The sequence below is a fragment of the Pelodictyon phaeoclathratiforme BU-1 genome, assembly GCF_000020645.1.
Classification (GTDB): domain Bacteria; phylum Bacteroidota; class Chlorobiia; order Chlorobiales; family Chlorobiaceae; genus Chlorobium; species Chlorobium phaeoclathratiforme.
This window is the reverse complement of record NC_011060.1, coordinates 749,217-770,167: the sequence shown is the minus strand read 5'-3', so window position 1 is coordinate 770,167 and position 20,951 is coordinate 749,217. Positions and strand designations below refer to the sequence as shown.

16 protein-coding genes are annotated in these 20,951 nt (G+C 49.0%); 7 read left to right on the top strand and 9 right to left on the bottom strand.

The genetic code is table 11. The annotated features are described in order from the left end of the window. Window positions 1–9 precede the first annotated feature (9 nt). Window positions 10–3,615 (bottom strand): SUMF1/EgtB/PvdO family nonheme iron enzyme, encoded by a 3,606-nt coding sequence (locus PPHA_RS03630; protein WP_012507525.1) that lies wholly within the window; start codon window positions 3,613–3,615, stop codon window positions 10–12. Window positions 3,616–4,067: 452 nt separating this feature from the next. On the opposite strand from PPHA_RS03630, the gene PPHA_RS03625 reads away from it, so the two are divergent. Together PPHA_RS03625 and PPHA_RS03620 are read left to right on the top strand one after the other, a co-directional pair. Next, entirely contained in the window at window positions 4,068–5,285 is a 1,218-nt protein-coding gene (locus PPHA_RS03625) for an aspartate aminotransferase family protein (RefSeq protein ID WP_012507524.1), read from the top strand. 13 nt (window positions 5,286–5,298) lie between these two features. Next, the gene (locus tag PPHA_RS03620; protein ID WP_012507523.1) at window positions 5,299–5,511 is read left to right on the top strand and encodes a hypothetical protein; all 213 of its coding nucleotides are present in this window, start codon (window positions 5,299–5,301) and stop codon (window positions 5,509–5,511) included. On the opposite strand, the gene PPHA_RS03615 is transcribed toward PPHA_RS03620, so the two are convergent. From PPHA_RS03615 to PPHA_RS03600, 4 genes are read right to left on the bottom strand one after another with little or no spacing between them, the layout of a single operon-like run. Then, window positions 5,499–6,305: an energy transducer TonB gene (locus PPHA_RS03615; RefSeq protein ID WP_012507522.1), complete on the bottom strand. Its 807-nt coding sequence runs from the start codon at window positions 6,303–6,305 to the stop codon at window positions 5,499–5,501. The two genes, PPHA_RS03620 and PPHA_RS03615, sit on opposite strands and share 13 nt — an antisense overlap. A 35-nt stretch (window positions 6,306–6,340) precedes the next feature. After that, window positions 6,341–6,865 (bottom strand): ExbD/TolR family protein, encoded by a 525-nt coding sequence (locus tag PPHA_RS03610; protein ID WP_012507521.1) that lies wholly within the window; start codon window positions 6,863–6,865, stop codon window positions 6,341–6,343. A 2-nt stretch (window positions 6,866–6,867) separates the two neighbouring features. Continuing rightward, window positions 6,868–7,401, bottom strand: coding sequence for an ExbD/TolR family protein (locus tag PPHA_RS03605; RefSeq protein ID WP_012507520.1), 534 nt, complete (start codon window positions 7,399–7,401; stop codon window positions 6,868–6,870). A gap of 6 nt (window positions 7,402–7,407) precedes the next feature. Then, a complete protein-coding gene (locus tag PPHA_RS03600; protein WP_012507519.1) occupies window positions 7,408–8,154 on the bottom strand; it encodes a MotA/TolQ/ExbB proton channel family protein in 747 nt (248 codons plus the stop codon). Window positions 8,155–8,454: 300 nt separating this feature from the next. Here PPHA_RS03600 and dnaG point away from each other — a divergent pair, with 300 nt between their 5' ends. Continuing rightward, window positions 8,455–10,350, top strand: coding sequence for a DNA primase (dnaG, locus tag PPHA_RS03595; RefSeq protein ID WP_012507518.1), 1,896 nt, complete (start codon window positions 8,455–8,457; stop codon window positions 10,348–10,350). 57 nt (window positions 10,351–10,407) lie between these two features. Here dnaG and glyA read toward each other — a convergent pair whose 3' ends face one another. After that, a complete protein-coding gene (glyA, locus tag PPHA_RS03590) occupies window positions 10,408–11,724 on the bottom strand; it encodes a serine hydroxymethyltransferase (protein ID WP_012507517.1) in 1,317 nt (438 codons plus the stop codon). 29 nt (window positions 11,725–11,753) lie between these two features. Next, complete coding sequence (locus PPHA_RS03585) at window positions 11,754–13,013, bottom strand: bifunctional 3,4-dihydroxy-2-butanone-4-phosphate synthase/GTP cyclohydrolase II (RefSeq protein ID WP_012507516.1); 1,260 nt, start codon at window positions 13,011–13,013, stop codon at window positions 11,754–11,756. A gap of 231 nt (window positions 13,014–13,244) precedes the next feature. On the opposite strand from PPHA_RS03585, the gene carB reads away from it, so the two are divergent. Together carB and PPHA_RS03575 are read left to right on the top strand one after the other, a co-directional pair. Beyond that, window positions 13,245–15,101: a carbamoyl-phosphate synthase large subunit gene (gene carB, locus PPHA_RS03580; protein WP_012507515.1), complete on the top strand. Its 1,857-nt coding sequence runs from the start codon at window positions 13,245–13,247 to the stop codon at window positions 15,099–15,101. A gap of 63 nt (window positions 15,102–15,164) precedes the next feature. Then, complete coding sequence (locus PPHA_RS03575; protein WP_012507514.1) at window positions 15,165–15,650, top strand: hypothetical protein; 486 nt, start codon at window positions 15,165–15,167, stop codon at window positions 15,648–15,650. 36 nt (window positions 15,651–15,686) lie between these two features. Here PPHA_RS03575 and PPHA_RS03570 read toward each other — a convergent pair whose 3' ends face one another. Next, window positions 15,687–16,562 carry a metallophosphoesterase family protein gene (locus tag PPHA_RS03570; RefSeq protein ID WP_012507513.1) on the bottom strand — a complete coding sequence of 292 codons (876 nt, stop codon included), beginning with the start codon at window positions 16,560–16,562 and terminating at the stop codon, window positions 15,687–15,689. A 136-nt stretch (window positions 16,563–16,698) separates the two neighbouring features. On the opposite strand from PPHA_RS03570, the gene glgP reads away from it, so the two are divergent. Together glgP and PPHA_RS03560 are read left to right on the top strand one after the other, a co-directional pair. Beyond that, a complete protein-coding gene (gene glgP / locus PPHA_RS03565) occupies window positions 16,699–18,819 on the top strand; it encodes an alpha-glucan family phosphorylase (RefSeq protein WP_012507512.1) in 2,121 nt (706 codons plus the stop codon). A gap of 90 nt (window positions 18,820–18,909) precedes the next feature. After that, window positions 18,910–19,833, top strand: coding sequence for a dihydroorotate dehydrogenase (locus PPHA_RS03560; protein WP_012507511.1), 924 nt, complete (start codon window positions 18,910–18,912; stop codon window positions 19,831–19,833). Here the strand turns inward: PPHA_RS03560 and PPHA_RS03555 are convergent. Further along, window positions 19,830–20,942, bottom strand: coding sequence for a DUF4407 domain-containing protein (locus PPHA_RS03555; RefSeq protein ID WP_012507510.1), 1,113 nt, complete (start codon window positions 20,940–20,942; stop codon window positions 19,830–19,832). The two genes, PPHA_RS03560 and PPHA_RS03555, sit on opposite strands and share 4 nt — an antisense overlap. Window positions 20,943–20,951 lie beyond the last annotated feature (9 nt).

The following is a 20,951-nucleotide window of genomic DNA, read 5'->3' as shown; positions in this document are numbered from 1 at the left end:
GTCAGAATTTCAGGAAGAGGGACTGGAACGGACAACCCGAAAGCCAAAATAGCCGACCCTGAGCGCCGGATGACTGAGGTACCGGGCAGAGCAACGCAGAAAGTCGGGATTATTGTTCCAGGAACCGCCGCGCAACGCACGGGCAGATGTATTTTTTTTGTATTTATTATCCATCCACTCCCACACATTTCCAGCCATATCGAACAACCCTTCTGGAGTTTTACCATCAGGGTAATTGCCGACAGGAGTCGTTGCATCCTCGTTTAAACCGTAATTCGCATGTTTGGGTGTTGGCAGCTCTTCGCCCCAGGGATAAGGGCTCACCTCCAACACCTCCTGCGGTTTATGACGCTGCCCACCGGCTGCCCACTCCCACTCTTGCTCCGCAGGAAGATTATACGACTCAGGATCACCTGCAAGCATCGAGAGCCAGAGGCAGTAGGCCCGGGCAGCATACCAGCTCACCCCCACAACCGGCTGCTCATCCCTGTTGAACTTTCTGTTGGCATCCTCTTCCGATCTGAACCGGGCAACAAGCGATTTTTTCTCGTTCAGATAGTCCTGAAGCCCGGGAATACCTTTGTCTTGCAGACGAGCCATTTCATACAAAGCCTCCTGAAAAGAGTTGAGGGAGAGTGTCGCGTCAAACTCCGGCGCTCTCGCATCAAGAAAATTGATAAAGGTGCGGTACTGCAGGTTGGTCACCGGATATTTTGCAACATAGAGGTCAGGAATCGTGACCTTACTCCCCGTCACAGAGAAGAGATATCTTCCTCCGGGAATCAGGATATAGTGGGCATCATGCTCAAAGGGGTTGCGGAATGATGACGGACGATGCGCCGGTGTTATCGGTTCTGCTGCTTCCGCCTGAAAAGGAAGGGACAGGAAACCGTCAGATTTGTCGAGAGAACGGATGACATCTTCAGCCATCCCTGCAATCTCCTGATTCAACGCCAGATCTTGCTCCCTGAAGCGACGAAGGGCGTCAAGCGCTTTCGGCTGACGAACGGCTTTCAGACATTGCAGAATGGAACGCTGCCGGTAGGGAGACGTCTTCTTTCGGCTGCAAAGTGCCGCAACGAGGGCATCGACGGTTTTTTCAGGCGCTTCTTCCAGAACAGCCGTCAGAAGAGCCTTCTGTTTTGGTGAAAAATCAAGGCTGACCGGAGAAGCGAAAAGCTTTTTCATAAAGGCATCGAATATACGCTCATTGGACTGCGCCATAAAAAATTTGATCACCTCATCCCACCAGCCGCTCTCCTCACCAAACTGCTTGACAAGCAAAGGAATACAAGTGGAATCGAACAACTCCTCTTTGAGCTGAACTGCTGCAAGGTATTCTCGGAAGGTTTTATGCCGAAAAATATACCGGTTTCCATAAGCAACCAGCACACCTGTCCGATTGACAAGATTCGTGCAAATATCTGATACGCTTCGGGCTTGACCCAGCCTTTCAAGCTTCTGCTCCATTTTCAGGTGCAGCGCACGCTGATCGGCTTCATCTGTTTTCAGCTCTCTCTGCATCCAGAGTGCAACCGGTGCAAGCAGACGCCTCGCATCTGCTGCACAAACAAGCGGTTCCATCTTACGCTCCCTGTCGCGATAATCGAGAAGGTAATCAAGTGCTGCACTGTAGAGTTCCATCCTTCTTCCGGGAAAAAACTTCCGCTCTTTCCAGAGAATAGCCATGATCTGCAAAAGCATCGGAATCGCGGCAAGCTCGCAGACTCCCTTGTTTTCAGGCTTCTGCAGGTAGACAACCATGGTGTTGGCGAGTTCCGTCGCCTTCTCTTGCTGCTGCTTTTGCCACTCATCTTCATGCGTCATTTCAGGTCGGATATCATGCATGAATGCCGCCCCGTACCATTTTTTCAAAAAGGTAACCTGCTGCGATGGCGAAAAGTCTTTGACAGCAACACGCTGATGCTGAAAATCAAGAGCAATACCCTCCGCCTGCCTGTAGCCTGTCGGTCTTGAAGTCACCACAAAGCGGGCTTTGCTGAACAAGCCGACCATATCTTTGATCCAGCGGCATATCTCTTTGCGTCTTTCGGGTTCGCTCACCTCATCGAGCCCGTCAAGCAGCACAAGGGAGGTTCTGCTTTCAAGCCATTCCCGAAACACCCTGCTGCTGATTGGAAGAGAGTGGCGCTTCGCCCACCCAGCCAGGCTGGATGAAAGGGGTGGATAGCCGCTCTTTCCCCGTTCAAGGTCACGAAGCGGCAGATAAAAGACAAAAGTGGGCTCCTGAAAACCAAGGTCAGTACTTGAGAGAGGAAGATTCTTGCCAAGGCAAGTCAGTGCATAAAATTTCATGAGGGTTGTTTTCCCTGAACCGGGATCACCAATAACGAGAAGTGTTGTGCATTTTCTGAAACACTCGCTCATCACATAAGCTGGGGACGAATGAGATAAAACATCCTCGGCACCACGGCCAACCATCTGCCTCTCCATTGCCTGGTTGCTGTGGGCACCGTCATAGAGTTCAAGTGGAATAAAAATATCTTTCAGTTGAAGCGGGAAGGGTTGGATAACGGATGATCCGAGCAGGGATATGGTGTGCAGTTCCTGATAAAGCTGGTTATGGTATTTTTCTTCCTCCTGCAGAAAAAGCTTTTCCTTGAGTACGAGAGAATGGGGTATTGTTGACTCCGGAAAAAACCGGGAAATCCGAAAAGCACGTTCATAACCGAAGTCATGAGGATATACAGAAGGGTCAACCGTCCATATCTCTTCAGGGCTATCCTCATACCGAATCGGGAAAAGAGTGAGCTGCCCGTCATGAAAGGTGGAGTAAATAGCACGATTTGGCCATTTGCGTTCATTGTATGAGGCTCCTGCAGCAACATGCAAAAGCTCGCCGGAGCCGGAAAGAACCTGTTCGGCTACCGTTTTGTGAAGATGGCCACGAAGCAGAATGTCAAGTGTGCCATGCAGAGTGGCCCTGATATTCTCCTCCTCGAAATAGGCAAGCCAGTCGAGAGGATGGTGGATGATACCAATCTTCAAATCGGCCTTGAGTACCTTCATCCTCTCTATTGCGGGCTGAAGGCAACGCCGGCCAATAATGAGTTTCTGATAGTCTCCAGTACCTCCCTTGGTAAAAAGTGCCGAGTTCAGTGGCAAAATCGCCAGACACACACCCCTGACCTCGGCAACTTCCACATAACCGCAGGTCGTATCATCCGGCATTACCCTGATTCCATCAAAGTAGCCGTTATACCAGTCACGAAAAGCGCCTAATTTTTTGACAATGTGCAGGCTTTGCTCACCCGGTATAAAATATTCAAAAGATTTTTGCTCAGTTTCCAGCGTTGGAAGAAGGCCTCTATCATTGACAGGATCAACATCATGGTTACCGGGCACAATAAAGAGCTGGTGCCGCTGTAAATCCGCAGCTTCGAGGAGGTCATTAAAGAAAACGGTGGCTCGCTCATATTCACCCTTTTTTCCTGATTTGGCAATATCTCCTGTCGCAAATATCAGGTCAGGCTTACGCCCGGTATCGTAAAATCTTTTGACTGAGCGGATCAATGCCTTCAGAACAACATCCGTATCATACCCGTCACCACTGCCAATATGGAAATCAGAGATATGTAACCAGGTAACGGTCATAAGAGCATCTTTCGTTGTTAAAAAAACCGACACCAAACACAACAGCCTGAAGAAAAAAAGCTCTTTTTTCCGGCTTTCAGGAAAAATCTTGAAACCAGCAACAGATCACCAAAAGATAACGCTGTTCTACGGCAATAACAATAAAATCAAGACAATATCACCTGTCAACAGATTGCACGACGTTGAGTTATAAACCGTTGGCAACGGTATCATGCCCGCATGATAGTGCCTCATGATTGCTTTTCAGGTTAAGCTCAGCCTTTCTTGTTGCACGACCAATAATCATGCTCACAAAATACAAGTCAGGAAGAATTATGGGAAGAGGGAACGTTGTTATCAGTACCAGAGAGAGTGCTGGCAAAAAGATGTATAGCAACTTATAAGGCATTTTTCTTATACTCACTTAAAACGGATTAGACTATAGTATACTTTGTTATAAAGAAGAAAACAGCATGAAAAGAGTAGCCGTAAACCAGGAAACCGAAAAAGAGCTTTTTTTTCACAATTATGCCCGGCTTCCCATTGCCGTAACGCATGGCGAAGGGGGATGGCTTGTCAGCGATGACGGAACGCGTTATCTCGACATGATTGCGGGCATTGGCGTCAATGCGCTTGGCTACGGCGACAAGCGTCTGGTGGATGCCATCAGCTCCCAGGCAGCGAAGCTTATCCATGTGTCGAACCTTTTTATGATGGAGCCGCAGTTTGAGCTTGCTGCAAAGCTGCTCTCACTCTCCGGACTCTCAAAGGTCTTTTTTGCCAACAGCGGCACGGAAGCCATTGAGGCGGCCATCAAGATTGCACGGAAATGGGCTGCTCAAGGGGGCGATGAGGAGAAAAAAGAGGTGCTCTCACTGAGCAACTGTTTTCATGGAAGAACGTACGGTGCCCTGTCGCTGACAGCAAAAGCAAAATACAGCGACGGTTTCGATCCGCTCCTTCCCGGCACAGGCATGATTGCCTTTAACGATATTGCAGACCTTGAAGCAAAGGTCTCCGGGAAAACTGCGGCTGTTTTTATTGAGGTGGTTCAGGGCGAGGGTGGGATTCACCACATTTCGCAACCCTTTATTGACCGGCTTAAAGAGCTGAGAGAGCAATATAACTTCCTGATTGTCGCTGATGACATTCAGGCTGGATGCGGAAGAACCGGCACGTTTTTCAGCTATACGCAGGTGAATGCTGACCCCGATCTGGTCTGCCTTGCCAAACCGCTGGGAGGCGGCCTGCCGTTATCGGCGGTTATAGGCAGTGAAAAGGTTGCCAATGTTTTGACCTACGGCAACCACGGAACAACCTTCGGCGGCAATCCGGTTGCATGTGCCGCAGGAGTTGCCATGATCAAGGCTATCGAGGAGGATAACCTTATGGAGCACGCTCTGGAAATTGGCTCCTTTATCAATGATGAGGTACAAAAACTTGCCGCAAAACATCTGCAGATTCTTGAGATCCGGCAGTATGGCCTGATGGTGGGTATCACGGTCGACAAGGAGGCAAAACCGTATGTCGTCAAAGCGCTGGAGAAGCATGTTATTCTCAATGCCACCAGCGTTAATGTTATCAGGCTTCTGCCACCACTGACCATCAGCCGTGAAGAGGCTCAACACTGTATCACTGTACTTGATGAAATCTTTACCGAAGAAGCAGCCACTGCAGAACAAAGCTGCTGAAAAAGCCGTAACCATGCCTCTGGGAGCCATCAACTACATCATGATTGCTCTCGGGGCTCTGGTGATCGCCGCAAGTTACTGGGGAATGTATCTTGAAAAGGAGGTTGACGGCATTTTCGCCCTCTTTATAAGCCCCGTGGCGCTGATCGGGGCTTATCTCTGGGTTGCCTTTGGCGTGCTCTATCGCCCAAAAGCTGCAAAAAAGCGACCAGCTCAGTCGAGCTGAAAGCGTATCGGAACGGTAAACCAGACCTTGATCGGGCTGCCGTTCTGTATGCCGGGATAGTATTTCGACTCCATGACGGACTTCAGGGCGACAGCATCAAACACGTCACAATCGGCAGGAATACGTTTCATGACCTTTGCCTTGATGGGCCTGCCATCTTCACCGATAAGAACGCTGACAAAGACCTTTCCCGTTATACCGGCGGTTCTTGCCATCTCGGGATAGGCTGGCTTTTTCTGATCGAGAAAACCGGGCATTTTTTCGCAGGGAACAAACATCGGCACCTCATCGCCCGAAGAGGCGCTGCCGCTTCCTGAACCGGTGCCCTGTGTCTGTATCGCCTGTTTCAACTCCTTTTGCGTGGCAAGGGTCTGCTGAAGAGGAACCTCCTCCTGGCTGACCTGTTTGATTTTGCCGACATTGGGCGGGGCCGCAACTGCCGGAGATGAGGGGGTCACCGGAACAGGTTCCGGGATATCAAGCGGTGGAGGTGGCGGAAGCTGTGTCACACTGGTCACAACTTCATAGCACTCAACCATGGGTTCATCTTTTTTGAACAATCCTGTCAAGGAGACAAGAGTCTGCCAGTTGGCCGTAACGAGCCAGAAACAGCCAAGCAGCACAATTGCGGTAATAACGCCGTGGCTGAGAAAAAGATGTGCCTGACGGCGGAGAACAAGATTACCGTACGACAACTGTCGCAAGCGGTCGGTATCAAGAAACTCCTCCTGAAAAGACCATGAAAGGGCCTTTTTGCGAGCTTCCTCATGCATGTTATCGAGTTTTGAAGACACCTGTACAAACTCCTTTTCTGATTCCTCTCCCTGAATTAAATAGCCCTCTGTATTTCGACTGCATCCTGCTCCGTATAGTCATCGAGACTGAACCGGTCGATTTTCATGAGGTTCAGCTCGTCAATAATATCGACCAGGTGTTTATACTTTGCCTTTTCACTGATCTTGACCACAATGACCAGTTTCGTATTCGCCGCTGTCTGCTGCCTGAGAAGCTGACGCAGCTCCCCGCTCAATGCCAACTGGTGGGTATCGAGGGGATCGTACAGTGGAATCCTGCGGGGCGCTTCATCGCCCAGTGAACAATAGGCCATAACGTTATCGGCAATCCTGAGTGTCATAACGTTCGACTCGACAACCTTTACCTCAGCCTTGTCCGGTGGAATATTGATCTCCATCGTGTTGGCTTTTGAAAAGGTCGTTGTCAGCATAAAAAAGGTGAGCAGAAGAAATGCGACATCAACCATCGGTGTCATATCGAGATGAAAGCCGATCCTTTTTGAGTGCTTTCTCCCTTTTTTATTGCTCCGGCGTCCATTTGGAGAGTCAACAATACCCATGGTCAGCGTGCCTCCCTTTCAAGAACGGTAATGAGGTTGAAGGTAAGCAGGTTTGCCTTTTTGTAGACCTTGATAACGTGGTTGACGGCATCAAATCCCGCATCGGCATCAGCACGGATTACCGGACGAAGTTTCTGATCGGCAAAGCGAGCCATAACAACAAATTTGTCGAGTTCATCGCGCCCTACCCGGAAATTTTCAGCAAGTTTGAATTTTTTCAGTGAATCCGCTACTGCAACCGAAGATAATCCCGCCGCCTGAAGCTTCGGTTTGACGACAGCATTGAATATTTTCACCCTCGACTGCTGTGAGGAGACCCCCATGAAAAAGGTATTGTCACCACCAACGGTCACCGTCAGAACATCTGATTCGGGAAGTTTCAACTCCGAATGAGATGAGGGGAGATCGATCTTGACAACCTCAGGAGGCCGGAACTTCGTGGTGAGCATGAAAAAGGTCAACAGAAGAAACGCGACATCCACCATGGGAGTCATATCAATCCTGAACCCGATCCGTTTAGCCTTGATTCTCGACATCAGCAATTATTCCGGTTTACCGGTTCCAAGAGTCTGTATAATATAGAAGGCCGCTTCATCAATCATGTAACTGAAACGGTCAACCCTGCTGGTGAAGACGTTATAGGTCACAATACCCATAATACCTCCAAGAATACCGATTGCCGTATTGAAGAGCGCTTCAGAGATACCAAGCGAAAGCTGCACGGCATCAGGGGCGCCACTGGTGGCCATGGCGGCAAAGGCACGGATCATGCCAAGCGTTGTTCCAAGAAGACCGACCATGGTCGATATCGAGGCAATGGTGGAAATTGCTACAAGGTTTTTTTCGAGGAGCGGCATCTCCATAATTGTTGCCTCTTCAACAGCCTTTTCCATCTCACTGATCTTTTTTTCACGATCAGTCACGTTATGCTGAACGAGTTTCTTGTATCGGTCAAGCACTGTACGAAGGACGGCGGCAAGAGAGCTTTGATGATCGTCACATTTTGCAATGGCCTGGTCAATAGAGCCGTTATCAATATCCTGTTTAAGGCTGCGCACAAATTCCGGAATATTGCCTTTTCCGGAAGCCTTGTTGAGAGCGATGATACGCTCGACAATATAGGCTATCAGCATCAGGATGAGCGCCATCAGCACCGAGACAACCGGGCCGCCTTTCCATATGGCATGGAATATTGATTCCGGAGGCGTAGTACCCATCCATACATAGAAGCCCAGAGAAACCACATAGGTTACAACAATGAGCGCAGCAGTAAAAAAACCCTGTTTCATAGACTCTTATTTATTTTTGACTATCCTGAAAGTAAACGAAGCGTTATGAACCACTCTGCAATTTGCTATACTGCAGTACCGATTGAGAAGCTGCAGAAACCATCGTCTGCAAAGGGAATACGATAAAAAACAGTACTCTTGTCATGCACAGAAAGCTGAAAAAGAGAGGCTCAGTTGAAACGACAACGGTATCAGTGTTGAATTTAGTAAATAAGCTGATGATTTTTCAACAGTAATCGATCATCAAAAGAAAAAAAGGTACGTGTTCCTGCAACAATATTACAGACAAAGAAGAGGCGCATGATCCCTCCGGCAATCGTTGATGAGGTCCGACAGGCGGCTGATATTGTTGAGATTATCTCTGATTACCTCACGCTGCAGCCTGCAGGACATAACTATAAGGCCCTCTCTCCCTTTACGAGGGAGAAAACACCGTCGTTTGTTGTTTCACCCGACAAGCAGCTCTTCAAATGCTTTTCAAGTGGAAAGGGGGGGAACGTTTTCAACTTTGTCATGGAGGTGGAAAAGCTCTCCTTTCCGGAGGCGGTTGAACTGGTTGCCCGCCGATCGGGCATGGACATCAGCCGATTTACCGAAAAAAAAGAGCAGAAATCGGCGCATGAAGAGAGCCTGACTGAAACGCTCCGCTGGGCTGCAAAATTTTTTCGCGGAACGCTGGAAAGTGATGCAGGAAAGTTGGGCTCGATCTATCTTGCAGAAAAGCGGGGCTTGTCGGAAAAAACGATTAAAACATTCGGCCTCGGTTATGCGCCCGATGCATGGGATCACCTCTTCACTGCGGCAAAACGGGCTGGCATACCACAGAAGCACCTGCTTGATCTCGGACTTATATCGGCAAACAAACAGGGCAACTCATGGTTCGATACCTTCCGCCATCGAGTGATCTTTCCTATTTTTTCAGTCGGTGGCCAGGTCGTCGGTTTTGGTGGACGCACCCTTGAGAGTGACCCCAAGGCACCGAAATACCTTAATTCGCAGGAGAGCAAGCTCTTTGAAAAATCAAAACTTCTTTATGGACTTCACGCTGCAAAAAATGAGATTCGGCGCATGGAGAACGCCCTGCTCGTTGAAGGATATATGGACGTTCTGGCCCTGCACCAGGCGGGCATGACCAATGCAGTAGCCTCATGCGGCACCTCACTGACACGTTACCAGGCAAAAATCCTCCGACGTTACACCAGCAGGGTTCTTTTCATGTATGATGCTGACCGTGCCGGCCAAAAGTCAATGATGAGCGGTATCGACATCCTGTTGGCAGAGAACCTCACCCCTTTTGTCATCATACTTCCCGAAGGTGACGATCCCGACAGTTTTGTCAGCCGTGAAGGGAGAGAAAAATTTCTGCGGTTTACAGAAGAGAAGATGCTTTCGTTTCAGGATTTTCAGATCCGTTTTTTCCGGGAATCGGGAGACTTTGCAGAACCTGACCTGAAATCAAGAGCGATCAAGGTGATGACACACACGATTGCGCAGATCCCCGACCGAATCCGGCGCGAACTCTACCTTCAGGAGCTGTCGAAAAAGCTTGGTCTGACTCTCTCAGCTCTTCAGGAGTTGCTCGAAAAAGAGGAGGGTGCAACAGAAAACAAGAGGTTGTCGTCCGAAAACCGTCAGGAACTTCCACCTCCAGGCAAACCGGCGCCAAAGATCTCGGTACTTGAAAAAACCTTTTTGAAAGCGCTGCTTGAAAGTACCGGCTATGGAAATGCGGTGCTTGAATTTGCAGCCTCGCACGAAGAGATGCTGGAGCTGCCACACCATGAAGCTCAGGAGATTTTTATCCATCTCATCCGGCGCTACCACGACATCGCCGATCGTCCTGACGAACGGATTAACATTGCGTCTGAAATAAGTTCGTTCGGAACTCCTGAGTCACGGGATCTCGCTTCGGAATTACTGATTGAACAACCGATCAGCAAGAAGTGGCTCGAACAATCCAATGTACACGCTGATAACGCAAAACGATGCCTTGCGATGTTCCTTGATGCGTTCAAAAATCTTATTCTTGAACCGCTGCTCTGTCAAAAAAACAGATTGACTGAGGATATCCGTCTTGAAAGCGATACCGATCGTGAAATAGAGCTCTTGAGGGAAAAAATCATTCTTGATAAGAAAATCCGGAAAACCTCCCTTGACCTCAAAAAAATGATCACTGCCATTCTGGAAGAGAGCTGAACCCTTTGCCCGTTTCACCCTGCACCATTGCAGATGCAGGGTGGGTCAGGAAAATGACTATACCGTGTATCCGTCAATGGGGTTACGCAGGCAAAGCGCCTTGATCTCCTCCCGGACACTGCGACAGAGGTCGGCAACATCAGGCTTTTCGGCAGAGGTGATGACCCTGTCGATAAGCTCGGCAATAAGGACGCTGTCGGCTTCATTCATGCCTCTTGTTGTCATGGCAGGGGTACCGACGCGGATACCGCTCGTGACAAAGGGCGACTTATCGTCAAAAGGCACCATGTTCTTGTTGACGGTTATGCCAGCCGAATGCAGCAGGTTTTCGGCAACCTTGCCGGTAACGTTCTTGCTGCGCAAGTCAAGCAGCATAAGATGGTTTTTGGTTCCGCCACTGACAATTTTGTAACCAAGCTCTGTAAATTTTTCAGCCATTGCTGCAGCATTTTTTATGACCTGGGCAGCATAGTCACGGAATGCAGGCTGCAGTGCCTCGCCGAAAGCAACGGCTTTGCCGGCAATAATATGCATCAGCGGACCTCCCTGAATACCCGGCATCACTTCAGCATCCATAACCTCAGACATCATTTTCAGCCGTGAACCCGTTTTCGTCTTGATGGTAATGCCCATCGGGTTTTCGAAGTCGGAACCCATCATGATCATGCCTCCACGAGGTCCACGAAGAGTCTTGTGGGTCGTGGTGGTCACAAAATGACAATGTGGTAAAGGGTTGCCCAGTAAACCGGCAGCAATGAGCCCTGCAGGATGAGCGATATCAGCCATCAAAAAGGCTCCGACCTTATCGGCAATTACCCTGAAGGCCTTTACATCAAAGCCCTGTGAATAGGCGCTTGCACCACAGATAATCAGTTTCGGACGAACCTGCAGGGCAAGTTCTTCAACCTTGTTCATATCAATACAGCCTGTCTCGCGATCGACACCATAGGAGTGTGCCTCGTACATCTGTCCGGAAAAATTGACAGAACTGCCATGAGTCAGGTGGCCTCCGTGTGACAAATCAAGTCCCATGATGCGGTCACCGGGTTTCAGTACCGAAAAAAGAACCGCCATATTGGCGCTTGAGCCTGAATGAGGCTGCACATTGACATAATCACAGCCAAAAAGCTTTTTCGCCCGGTCACGCGCAAGGTTTTCGGCTATATCAACAAATTCACAACCGCCATAATAGCGTTTGCCGGGATAGCCTTCTGCATATTTATTGGTCATCACTGAACCACAAGCCTGCATGACCGCACGACTGGTGAAATTTTCGGAAGCAATCAGTTCAAGCGTCTCTGTCTGACGGCCGGTCTCTTTGGCAATTGCCTCAAAAAGCTCACTATCCTGTTTTTGAAGGATGTCGGTATCCATCGTCTCTTATTCCTTTTCCTGACGGAAGTTTACGGTTTCGTTGCTGTTTTTTCTATATGAAAATTTTCGGGGCCGAAGGAACAGCCGATCATGTGGCCCAACTTGTCACGTTTTGTGTCCAGATAGAACTGATTCATCGGGTTTGAGGCCATCTCAAGCGGGACGCGCTCAACGATTTCCAGACCGTACCCTTCAAGACCAACCACTTTTTTTGGATTGTTGGTCATCAGCTTCATTTTGCGGACACCAAGATCCTTGAGAATCTGTGCACCAATACCATAATCACGCAGATCGGCTTTGAAACCAAGCTTTTCATTGGCCTCAACCGTATCATACCCTTGATCCTGAAGATTATAGGCTTTCAGTTTATTGATCAGTCCAATACCACGACCCTCCTGCATGAGGTAGATCAACACCCCGCGCCCCTCTTTTTCTATCATGGTGAGCGCAGAAGCAAGCTGGTTGCCACAATCACAGCGAAGTGAGGCAAAGGTATCGCCGGTAGCACACTGCGAGTGAACCCTGACAAGAACCGGCTCGTCAGTGGTTACATCACCCTTCACAAAAGCCATATGGTTATGCTGGTCAGTAAACGATTCATAGGCAATCAGTCTGAACTCCCCGTATATAGTCGGCAATCTTGATTCGACTGCCCGTTGCACCAGTTTATTCCGTTGCATCTGATAGGCAACCAGCTCCTTGATGGTGATCAGCTTCAAACCAAATTTCGCCTTCAGCTTGATCAGTTGTGGAAGCCGGGCCATACTGCCGTCATCGTTCAGAATTTCGCAGAGCAATCCTGTCGGACTGCAACCCGCCAGACGGGCAAGATCGACTGCGGCTTCCGTATGCCCCACACGCCGAAGAACACCCCCATCCATCGCCCGAAGCGGAAATATGTGGCCAGGACGGGAAAAATCATCCGCCGTCGAAGAGAGATCGCCAAGCATTTTGATGGTCATTGCCCTGTCATAAACGGAAATACCAGTAGTTACCCCCTCGGCAATCGCATCAACGGAGACCGTAAAATTGGTCTCATGCTGGGAGGTATTTCTCTGAACCATCGGATCAAGCTGCAGCTCTTTGGCGCGATCCATGGTGACAGCAACGCAGAGCAGCCCCCGCGCCTCCCTCGTGATAAAATTTACCATTTCATTGGTCACCTTGTCGGCAGCGCCAATAAAATCGCCCTCATCCTCACGATCCTCATCATCAATAACAATGACCAGTTTTCCCTGACGAATATCTTCAAGAGCGGCATCAATAGTATCGAAATTCTTTTTATCCATGCTTCTTTATTACACCTTTTTTCAAAACGAATAAGAGAGGAAGAATCAGCAATGTAAAAAAATCCCTAACCATTTTCATTGGGCAAAAAAAGAAGAAGAGAGAGGCGCAATCGGGTACTTTGAGAAGCATGAGCATTTTTGTATAATGCATCGGCTTTTCTATTCCCAAGAGGCAAATTGTTACCTTTATCCAGCTCTGTGCTGAGGCATCTTAAACCTGATCAAGATTGCATGACCATTCAAGCTTCCGTCCTGACACAGGAGGTTATTGACCTTTCCAGGAAATTCCCGAAAGAGTGGCTTCTGAAAGCCAAGCAGAACGGGTTTTCCGATTTTCAGCTTGCCACCATTTTCAATACTCCCGAACCCTCCATACGAGCGCTCAGAAAACATTACGGTGTTGAATCTGTCTTCAAGACTGTCGACACCTGCGCAGCAGAATTCGATGCAAAAACCCCTTACCACTATTCGACCTATGAGGAGGAGAATGAGTCGGTCTCCTCTGACCGGAAAAAGGTGATTATCCTTGGCGGTGGCCCTAACCGGATCGGACAGGGCATTGAGTTTGACTACTGTTGTGTGCAGGCGGTCTTTGCCCTGAGGGAGGCTGGCTACGAAACCATTATGGTTAACTGCAACCCTGAAACCGTTTCTACCGATTACGATATAGCCGATAAACTCTACTTTGAGCCACTCACCTTTGAGGACACCATCCGCATTATTGAGCATGAAAAACCGCTCGGCGTTATTGTAAGCTTTGGAGGCCAGACACCGCTGAAACTTTCAGAAAAACTGCATGAGGCTGGCGTAACCATTCTCGGTACCTCCTCAAAAGGGATTGACCTGGCCGAAGACCGCAAAAAATTCGGAGCCCTTCTTGAAGAACTTGCTATCCCCCATCCCGAATACGGAACGGCCATAAATCTCGAAGAGGCCAAGGAGATTACCCGGCGAATCGGCTACCCTGCCCTTGTCAGGCCAAGTTACGTTCTCGGCGGGCGGGCGATGAAAATCGTCTACAGTGACGACTCACTGAAAGAGTATATCGATCAGGCTCTTTTCATTACCGAAAAATATCCCCTCCTGATCGACCGCTTTCTTGAAACTGCCGTTGAGTTCGATATTGATGCCATTGCCGACAGCACAGATTGCGTCATCAGCGGCATCATGCAACACGTTGAAGCTGCCGGTATTCACAGCGGCGACTCAACATCCATTCTGCCCTATTACAATATCAGTCCAAAGGCCATCGCCACCATGAAGGCCTATACCCGCACATTGGCAGCAAACCTTAAGGTCGTTGGACTGATGAACATTCAGTATGCGGTGCAGAATGAGAGCGTCTATGTCATTGAGGTCAATCCAAGAGCAAGCAGAACGGTGCCGTTTGTCGGCAAGGCAACTGCAATTCCTGTTGTTAAAATTGCTACGCGCGTCATGCTTGGAGAAAAGCTCAGCGACCTGCGCCAGGAGTATGATCTGAAAGATTGCGATGAGCTCGGAATGAAACACCTCGCAATCAAGGAACCGGTCTTCCCGTTCTCCAAGTTTGTCAAGTCAGGGGTCTATCTGGGCCCTGAAATGCGCTCTACCGGTGAAGCCATGAGCCTTGCCGACGAGTTTCCGGAAGCCTTTGCCAAGGCATATCAGGCTGCAAACATGCATCTGCCACTTTCGGGAGCGGTCTTCATCAGCGTCAATGACCAGGATAAAAACCCGCGCATTCTTGCTATTGCCCAGTCACTTTACCGCATGGACTTCGACCTGATTGCCACAGAGGGAACACACAGCTTCCTGACCAAAAACGGCATTGAATGTAAAAAGGTCTTCAAGGTCGGCGAAGAGGGCAGGCCAAACATCTTCGATATTATCAAACACGGCAAGATCAATTTTGTCATCAATACCCCGAGAGGTGAAAAAGCGCTGCATGATGAAGAGGCCATTGGAGCCGCATCAGTGCTGAACAATGTACCCTTTGTGACCACCATCGAAGCCGCAGAAGCGTCGGTACAGGCAATCGACTGCATACGCCATCAGGAATTCGGGGTCAAAAGTCTTCAGGAGTATGCCTCCTACCGCAACAAATAGAGGGAGCCTCAAGAGCATTATACGCCTCCGTCAAACGAGGCGTTCACCAAACAGCTATTCGCCATGCCCGAAACACTCCATAAACATCTCGACGAGTCGATAAAACTTGAACTGAACCTTGCAACGCTCTACACCCTTTTTCATGACTCTTTTGCGGAGGATGAGGATTTCTGGTGGGATCTTGCAATGGAGGAGAGAGGTCACGCATCGCTGCTCCAGCAAGAGAAAAAGCAACCCCAGCAAAAAGAGTTCTTTCCTGAAAACCTGTTGGCCAAAGACCTGCAATCTCTTGTTGACTCCAACACAAGAATTTCAAAACTGATCAGCAGCTATAAAGAGCAGCCACCCTCAAGAGAGATGGCATTGCATACGGCGCATGATCTTGAACTGGCGGCTGGAGAATCCCATTTCCAGCAATTTCTTGACAGCCCCACGAGTTCACCTGCTGCGAACATCTTCAAGCAGCTCAACCAGGAAGATTGCGATCATGCCGCAAGAATCCTTGAGTACATGAAGCAGAACAACATCGCTGCAGAGGGAAACGAATAACTCATCAAGAAACAGGTACAAGAGCCGGGCGGCGGCTTATCCGGAGAGGCCAAAATTGATAAATTTCTGGCTGAACTCTCCCTGCCCGGCAATAAGCAGTTCACTGTAGCGCTGCGGAGTGTAACGGAAACTGCCTCCGTTGATGAAAGTTATTCCGTTGACCACATAGGATTGAAAACGGTGAAAATGGCCATGGAGCACCAGTTTTGCCTGCATGGTCTGCATAAGGGCAAGAAACTCTTCCCGATTTTTCAGCTCCATGGTCCAGTCGAAAGCCTGGTCGATCAGGGAATCCGTTCCATATACCCGGTAAGCATGATGGCATAACCCGATCACGAAACACTCTTTCAGAGAGGCAAGAGTACTTTGTGCACTCAGGGCGCGTAACTGCCCTGCACTGATGACGCCTCTGGCTCCAAGCGGATTATCGGCAGGATACCAGGGGTAAACGGAATTAAGTGCAACAAAAGCGATCCTTACCGATGGGTAGTTGATGATTTTGACAAAAGGAAATGCCCTCTCTCCATGCTCTTCACCGGATATCAGCTCCTGAAAAAAAGTGCAAAACGCAGCCATCTTGCGATCAAAAGCCTTTTTTCTGAGCAGCGGAAGGGGGTTCAATGCGTTATAAAATCGCATCTCCTCTTCCAGATTGATCAAATCGTGATTGCCGGCAATAACTGTCGTCTTATCCCAGTGATACAAACCATGGCTCTCCAGTTTTTCCTTGACAATACGCCACTCTTCCGGGTTGGAACTGTTGCTTAGATCGCCGGTAATGACCAGATGATCGAATCCTGAAATATTGAAATGAGCAAACAGTCGATCAAGATCGTCAAGCTGGCGTCGATCCTGTTTACCCAAAATATGAAGGTCCGATATATGCGCTATTTTTATGGGCTCTGTAATCAATTTTTTTAGGCTTGCGGTTTTTAATTCTAAAACAGTAAATTGGCCATAGATTTACCAAGTGGCATGAGTTCACATGCCACAATATACAGCCTTTCTTCAACCTGCTTATGCATGGCAATTATCATTCCTGTTAATTATGCAAAATAAAATAACCTCGCTTAATAAACTCTCAAGAAATCTCTGGTGGTCGTGGGATACAGAAGCAAAACAGCTTTTTGAGGAGCTCTCTCCTCTGCTCTGGGAGAGAAACAATCACAATCCCGTAGAACTCCTGCGACACATCTCCAATGATGAACTTCAGGCCCGTTGCCAGTTCGAATACGGCGACAAAATTGATCAGGTCTATGCACGTTATACTGCCTACCTGAACGACAAGAACACCTGGGCAGCAAATAACGCTCCTGAACTGGTCAAAGATCCGGTTGCCTACTTCAGCGCTGAGTTTGGTATCCATGAAAGTGTCAGAATTTATTCCGGCGGTCTTGGTGTTCTTGCCGGAGACCACCTGAAATCTGCCAGTGATCTCGGCATCAGCTTTATCGGCATAACCCTGTTTTACAAAGAGGGCTACTTCCGCCAGTACCTCAATCATGATGGCTGGCAGATGGAAGACTATCCCCTGCAGTCGGCCGAAAACCTTCCGATCGAAAAAGTCACCGATGCTAACGGTGAAGATCTGATCATCTCGGTCAATATAGCACAAAGCGAAGTTTTTGCACAGGCTTGGCGCCTCAAGGTAGGCAGGGCAACACTTTACCTGCTTGATACCAATATTGCTGCCAATGAGCCTCACTATCGTGATATCTGTTGCAGGGTTTATGGAGGCGACCAGAATATGCGTATCAATCAGGAAATCCTGCTCGGTATCGGCGGCGTTAAACTGCTTGATAAACTCGGCGTCACGCCAACGGTCTATCACATGAACGAAGGCCACTCGGCATTTCTGACGCTCGAACTGCTCGCCAAGGAACTTGCAAAGGGCTCGACACAGCAAGAGGCCATGGCAACGGTTCGCTCGCGTTGCGTCTTCACCACGCACACGCCGGTTCCTGCAGGTCATGACCGTTTTTCGAGAGACATGATGCACTACACTTTCGATAAATACCTCTCTGCCATCGGAATTAATTTCGATGATCTGATGATGCTCGGTTCTGAAGACAAAGGCAATATCTATGGCCTCTTCACCATGACAGTGCTCGCACTGAATCTGTCACGCTCTGCAAACGGTGTATCGAAATTGCACGGAGAGGTTTCACGCGTTATGTGGCAACATCTCTATCCCGGTAAGAGTGTTGATGAGGTGCCGATTGGCCATATCACCAACGGCGTGCACGCCAGTAGCTGGACATGCGGTTATACCGACAGCTTCTGGAAGAAATTCGCAGTCAGCGTTGATGAAATGTCTCTCTCACGCGAAGCGGCTGAAGCTGTTCTGGCGAAGGTAAGCGACAGTGAGCTCTGGGCGCTGCGCTACATCCTGAAACGCAATCTTATCGACTTCATTGACCGCTATCTGGCAAACCAGCTTTTTCACCAGCACATCAATTCGTACCAGAACGAATACGATACCCTGAGATCAGCACAAAACACCTTTTCTCCCGATGTGCTGACCATAGGCTTTGCAAGGAGGTTTGCCACCTACAAGCGCGCACCACTTATTTTCAGAGACCTTGACCGCCTTGATAAAATCATCAATCATGCGACCATGCCGCTGCAGATTGTTTTTGCAGGAAAAGCTCATCCGCACGATGATGCAAGAAAGGACTATATCCGCCAGATCGTCCAGCACTCACGCAGGCCACAGTTCAGCGGCAAGGTTATCTTCCTTGAAAACTATAACCTCGGTGTTGCCAAGCGGATGGTTTCGGGCGTTGACGTATGGCTGAACACACCGGTAAGACCGATGGAAGCAAGCGGTACCTCCGGCGAAAAGACCGTTCTGCATGGCGGACTGAATTTCAGCGTCCTTGATGGCTGGTGGCCAGAAGCCTATAATGGCGAGAACGGCTTTTCCATCGCCAACGGTGAATGCTTTGAAAACAATGAGGAGCAGGACAGTTTTGATGCGGAGAAAATGTACACTGTTCTGGAAAAACAGCTCATTCCGGCATTTTACGAACGCAACGAGCAGAACATACCGGAAAAGTGGATTAACAAGATTCGGAGCGCCATTGCAACAATCGCACCGGAATACAATACACACAGAATGGTACGGGATTATGCAACCAAGTACTATCTCAACAAGAAAGAGAACTGATAAGAAGATCTGCATCCCCTTTTTATTCCTGGCTGGCAAACGCCGGTCAGGAGTAGAATTGTTCCCATCCCGGTCAAGCATCGCTATACCATGAGCCAACACCAAACTGCACTCTCTCTCGGCAGAGGACTTGATCTGCAATCACCGGTACTTCTTGCCTCAGGCACCGTCTCATACGGCGAAGAACTCAGTCAACTCTGCGATCTTTCCAAAATCGGTGGTATCGTAACCAAAGCAATTTCCCTCGAACCAAGAATGGGCAATCCCCCGCAGCGCATTGCTGAAACGCCATCAGGCATGATCAATGCAATCGGATTGGCCAATGTAGGGGTAGAGAGGTTCATAACAGAAAAAGTCCCCTTTCTCCGCCAGCTCAAGACGGCCGTAATCGTCAATATTGCGGGGCGTTCAATCGACGATTACTGCGAAGTGGTATCACGACTTGACGAAGTCGATGGGCTGAATGGCTATGAAATCAACCTCTCCTGCCCGAACGTCAAGGGAGAGTGTATGATTATGGGGGTAAGCCGGGATGCAACCTTTGAGATTGTCTCGGAACTGCGCAGGATCACCAACCGGCATCTCATGATCAAACTGACGCCGAACGTCACCTCTATTAGCTCGATCGCCCTTGCGGCAGAAGAGGCTGGTGCAGACTCCCTCTCTCTCATCAATACGGTAGTTGGCATGGCAATCAACTCTAAGACCCGAAGGCCGTTGTTGAAAAACATCACCGGAGGACTTTCAGGACCGGCTATCAAACCGATTGCCCTTGCAAAAGTATGGGAGGTTTACAACGCCGTAACCATTCCACTTGTTGGCATGGGTGGTATTGCAAGCTTTGAGGATGCCATGGAGTTCCTTCTTGCAGGGTCAAGGGCCATACAGATTGGAACCATGAATTTCGTCTACCCTGACATCGGCGAAAAGATCGCCACGGCTATTGAACAGTACTTTTCAACTCCGGGAGCCCCTTCTCTGAGAGAGTACAGCGGGAGTCTTCTTGTCGATTAACCCTGTCGTCCAGCTCCCCTTTTATTCGAAAAATATCTCTTTGTACGCGGTACGGTGATTTTTGAAGTCGGGCGTCGGTACTCCCGATTAAGGCGATTGCGGGAAAAGAGGGATGGATTGACAAGCTGTGCGATAATACGGGATTCCGATTCCCGAATATCAACATCCGAAGGCCCAACGTCAGACAACAGCTTGACAATCAGCGGTGCGCATTCGAAGGCAATAAAAAGCAGGGTAATAAAAAAAATGGCGTCGGCAGAAGAGCGACTCACATCGTTCGACGAATGGGTAAGCTCGCCCAGCGCCCAGTTTCGGTCGGCAAAACCGGCATGAGCGGCTTTCCTGTCGAGCAGTTCATCGCTCAGCATCATCTGATTATTGATCCCCTCTACAGCTTTCTGCTGGTTCATGAACTCCTGAAGAGAGGCAAGTTTACTGGCAAGAAATTCAATGCGTGCCTGTTTAACCATCACAACCTGCTCCTTGTTTTTGGCATAGGTGCCATATCCCTCAACACCGGACGTTGTAGAGGTTCGGGAACCAAACACCTCCTCCTTCAGCTCCTCACGCAGACGATTTACCTCATGGCTCAGCCCGTCATACTCCTCCTGGTACGTTTTGATCTGGGCAAGTTCAAGAGCATATTTCTGCCGAAAAGAGTCCTGTACTTTGGCTATCCGCTCTTTCTGGTCAGAAAGATAGCGTGCCCTTAACTGTTCATGAATCTCCTTGTCGAATATTTTCAACTCCAGTGGACGAGCAATGACAAGAGCAATAAGCACCGCAAAAACCAGCCTCGGGGAGGCCTGATAAAATTGTTTCAGCCCTTTCGAACTCTTTTTGATACTTGAAACGATATAGCGATCAAGATTGAAAATTGCCAGACCCCAGAGAAGTCCAAACAGCACAGACCATAATTCAGCAAAAGGACTACCGGCAAAAACAAAATAGAGTGCATACCCACCCGACAAACCGGCGAAAAGCGCAGTAAAAAGAATCGTTGCACCGATACCGGAATATTTGCTGTATTCGGTCGGGTATTTCTCAATCATAACGAGCGGGGTTCCGGCACATATCCAGAAAAAACGCTGTAATCGTGAAAAGGTCATGCAAGTACT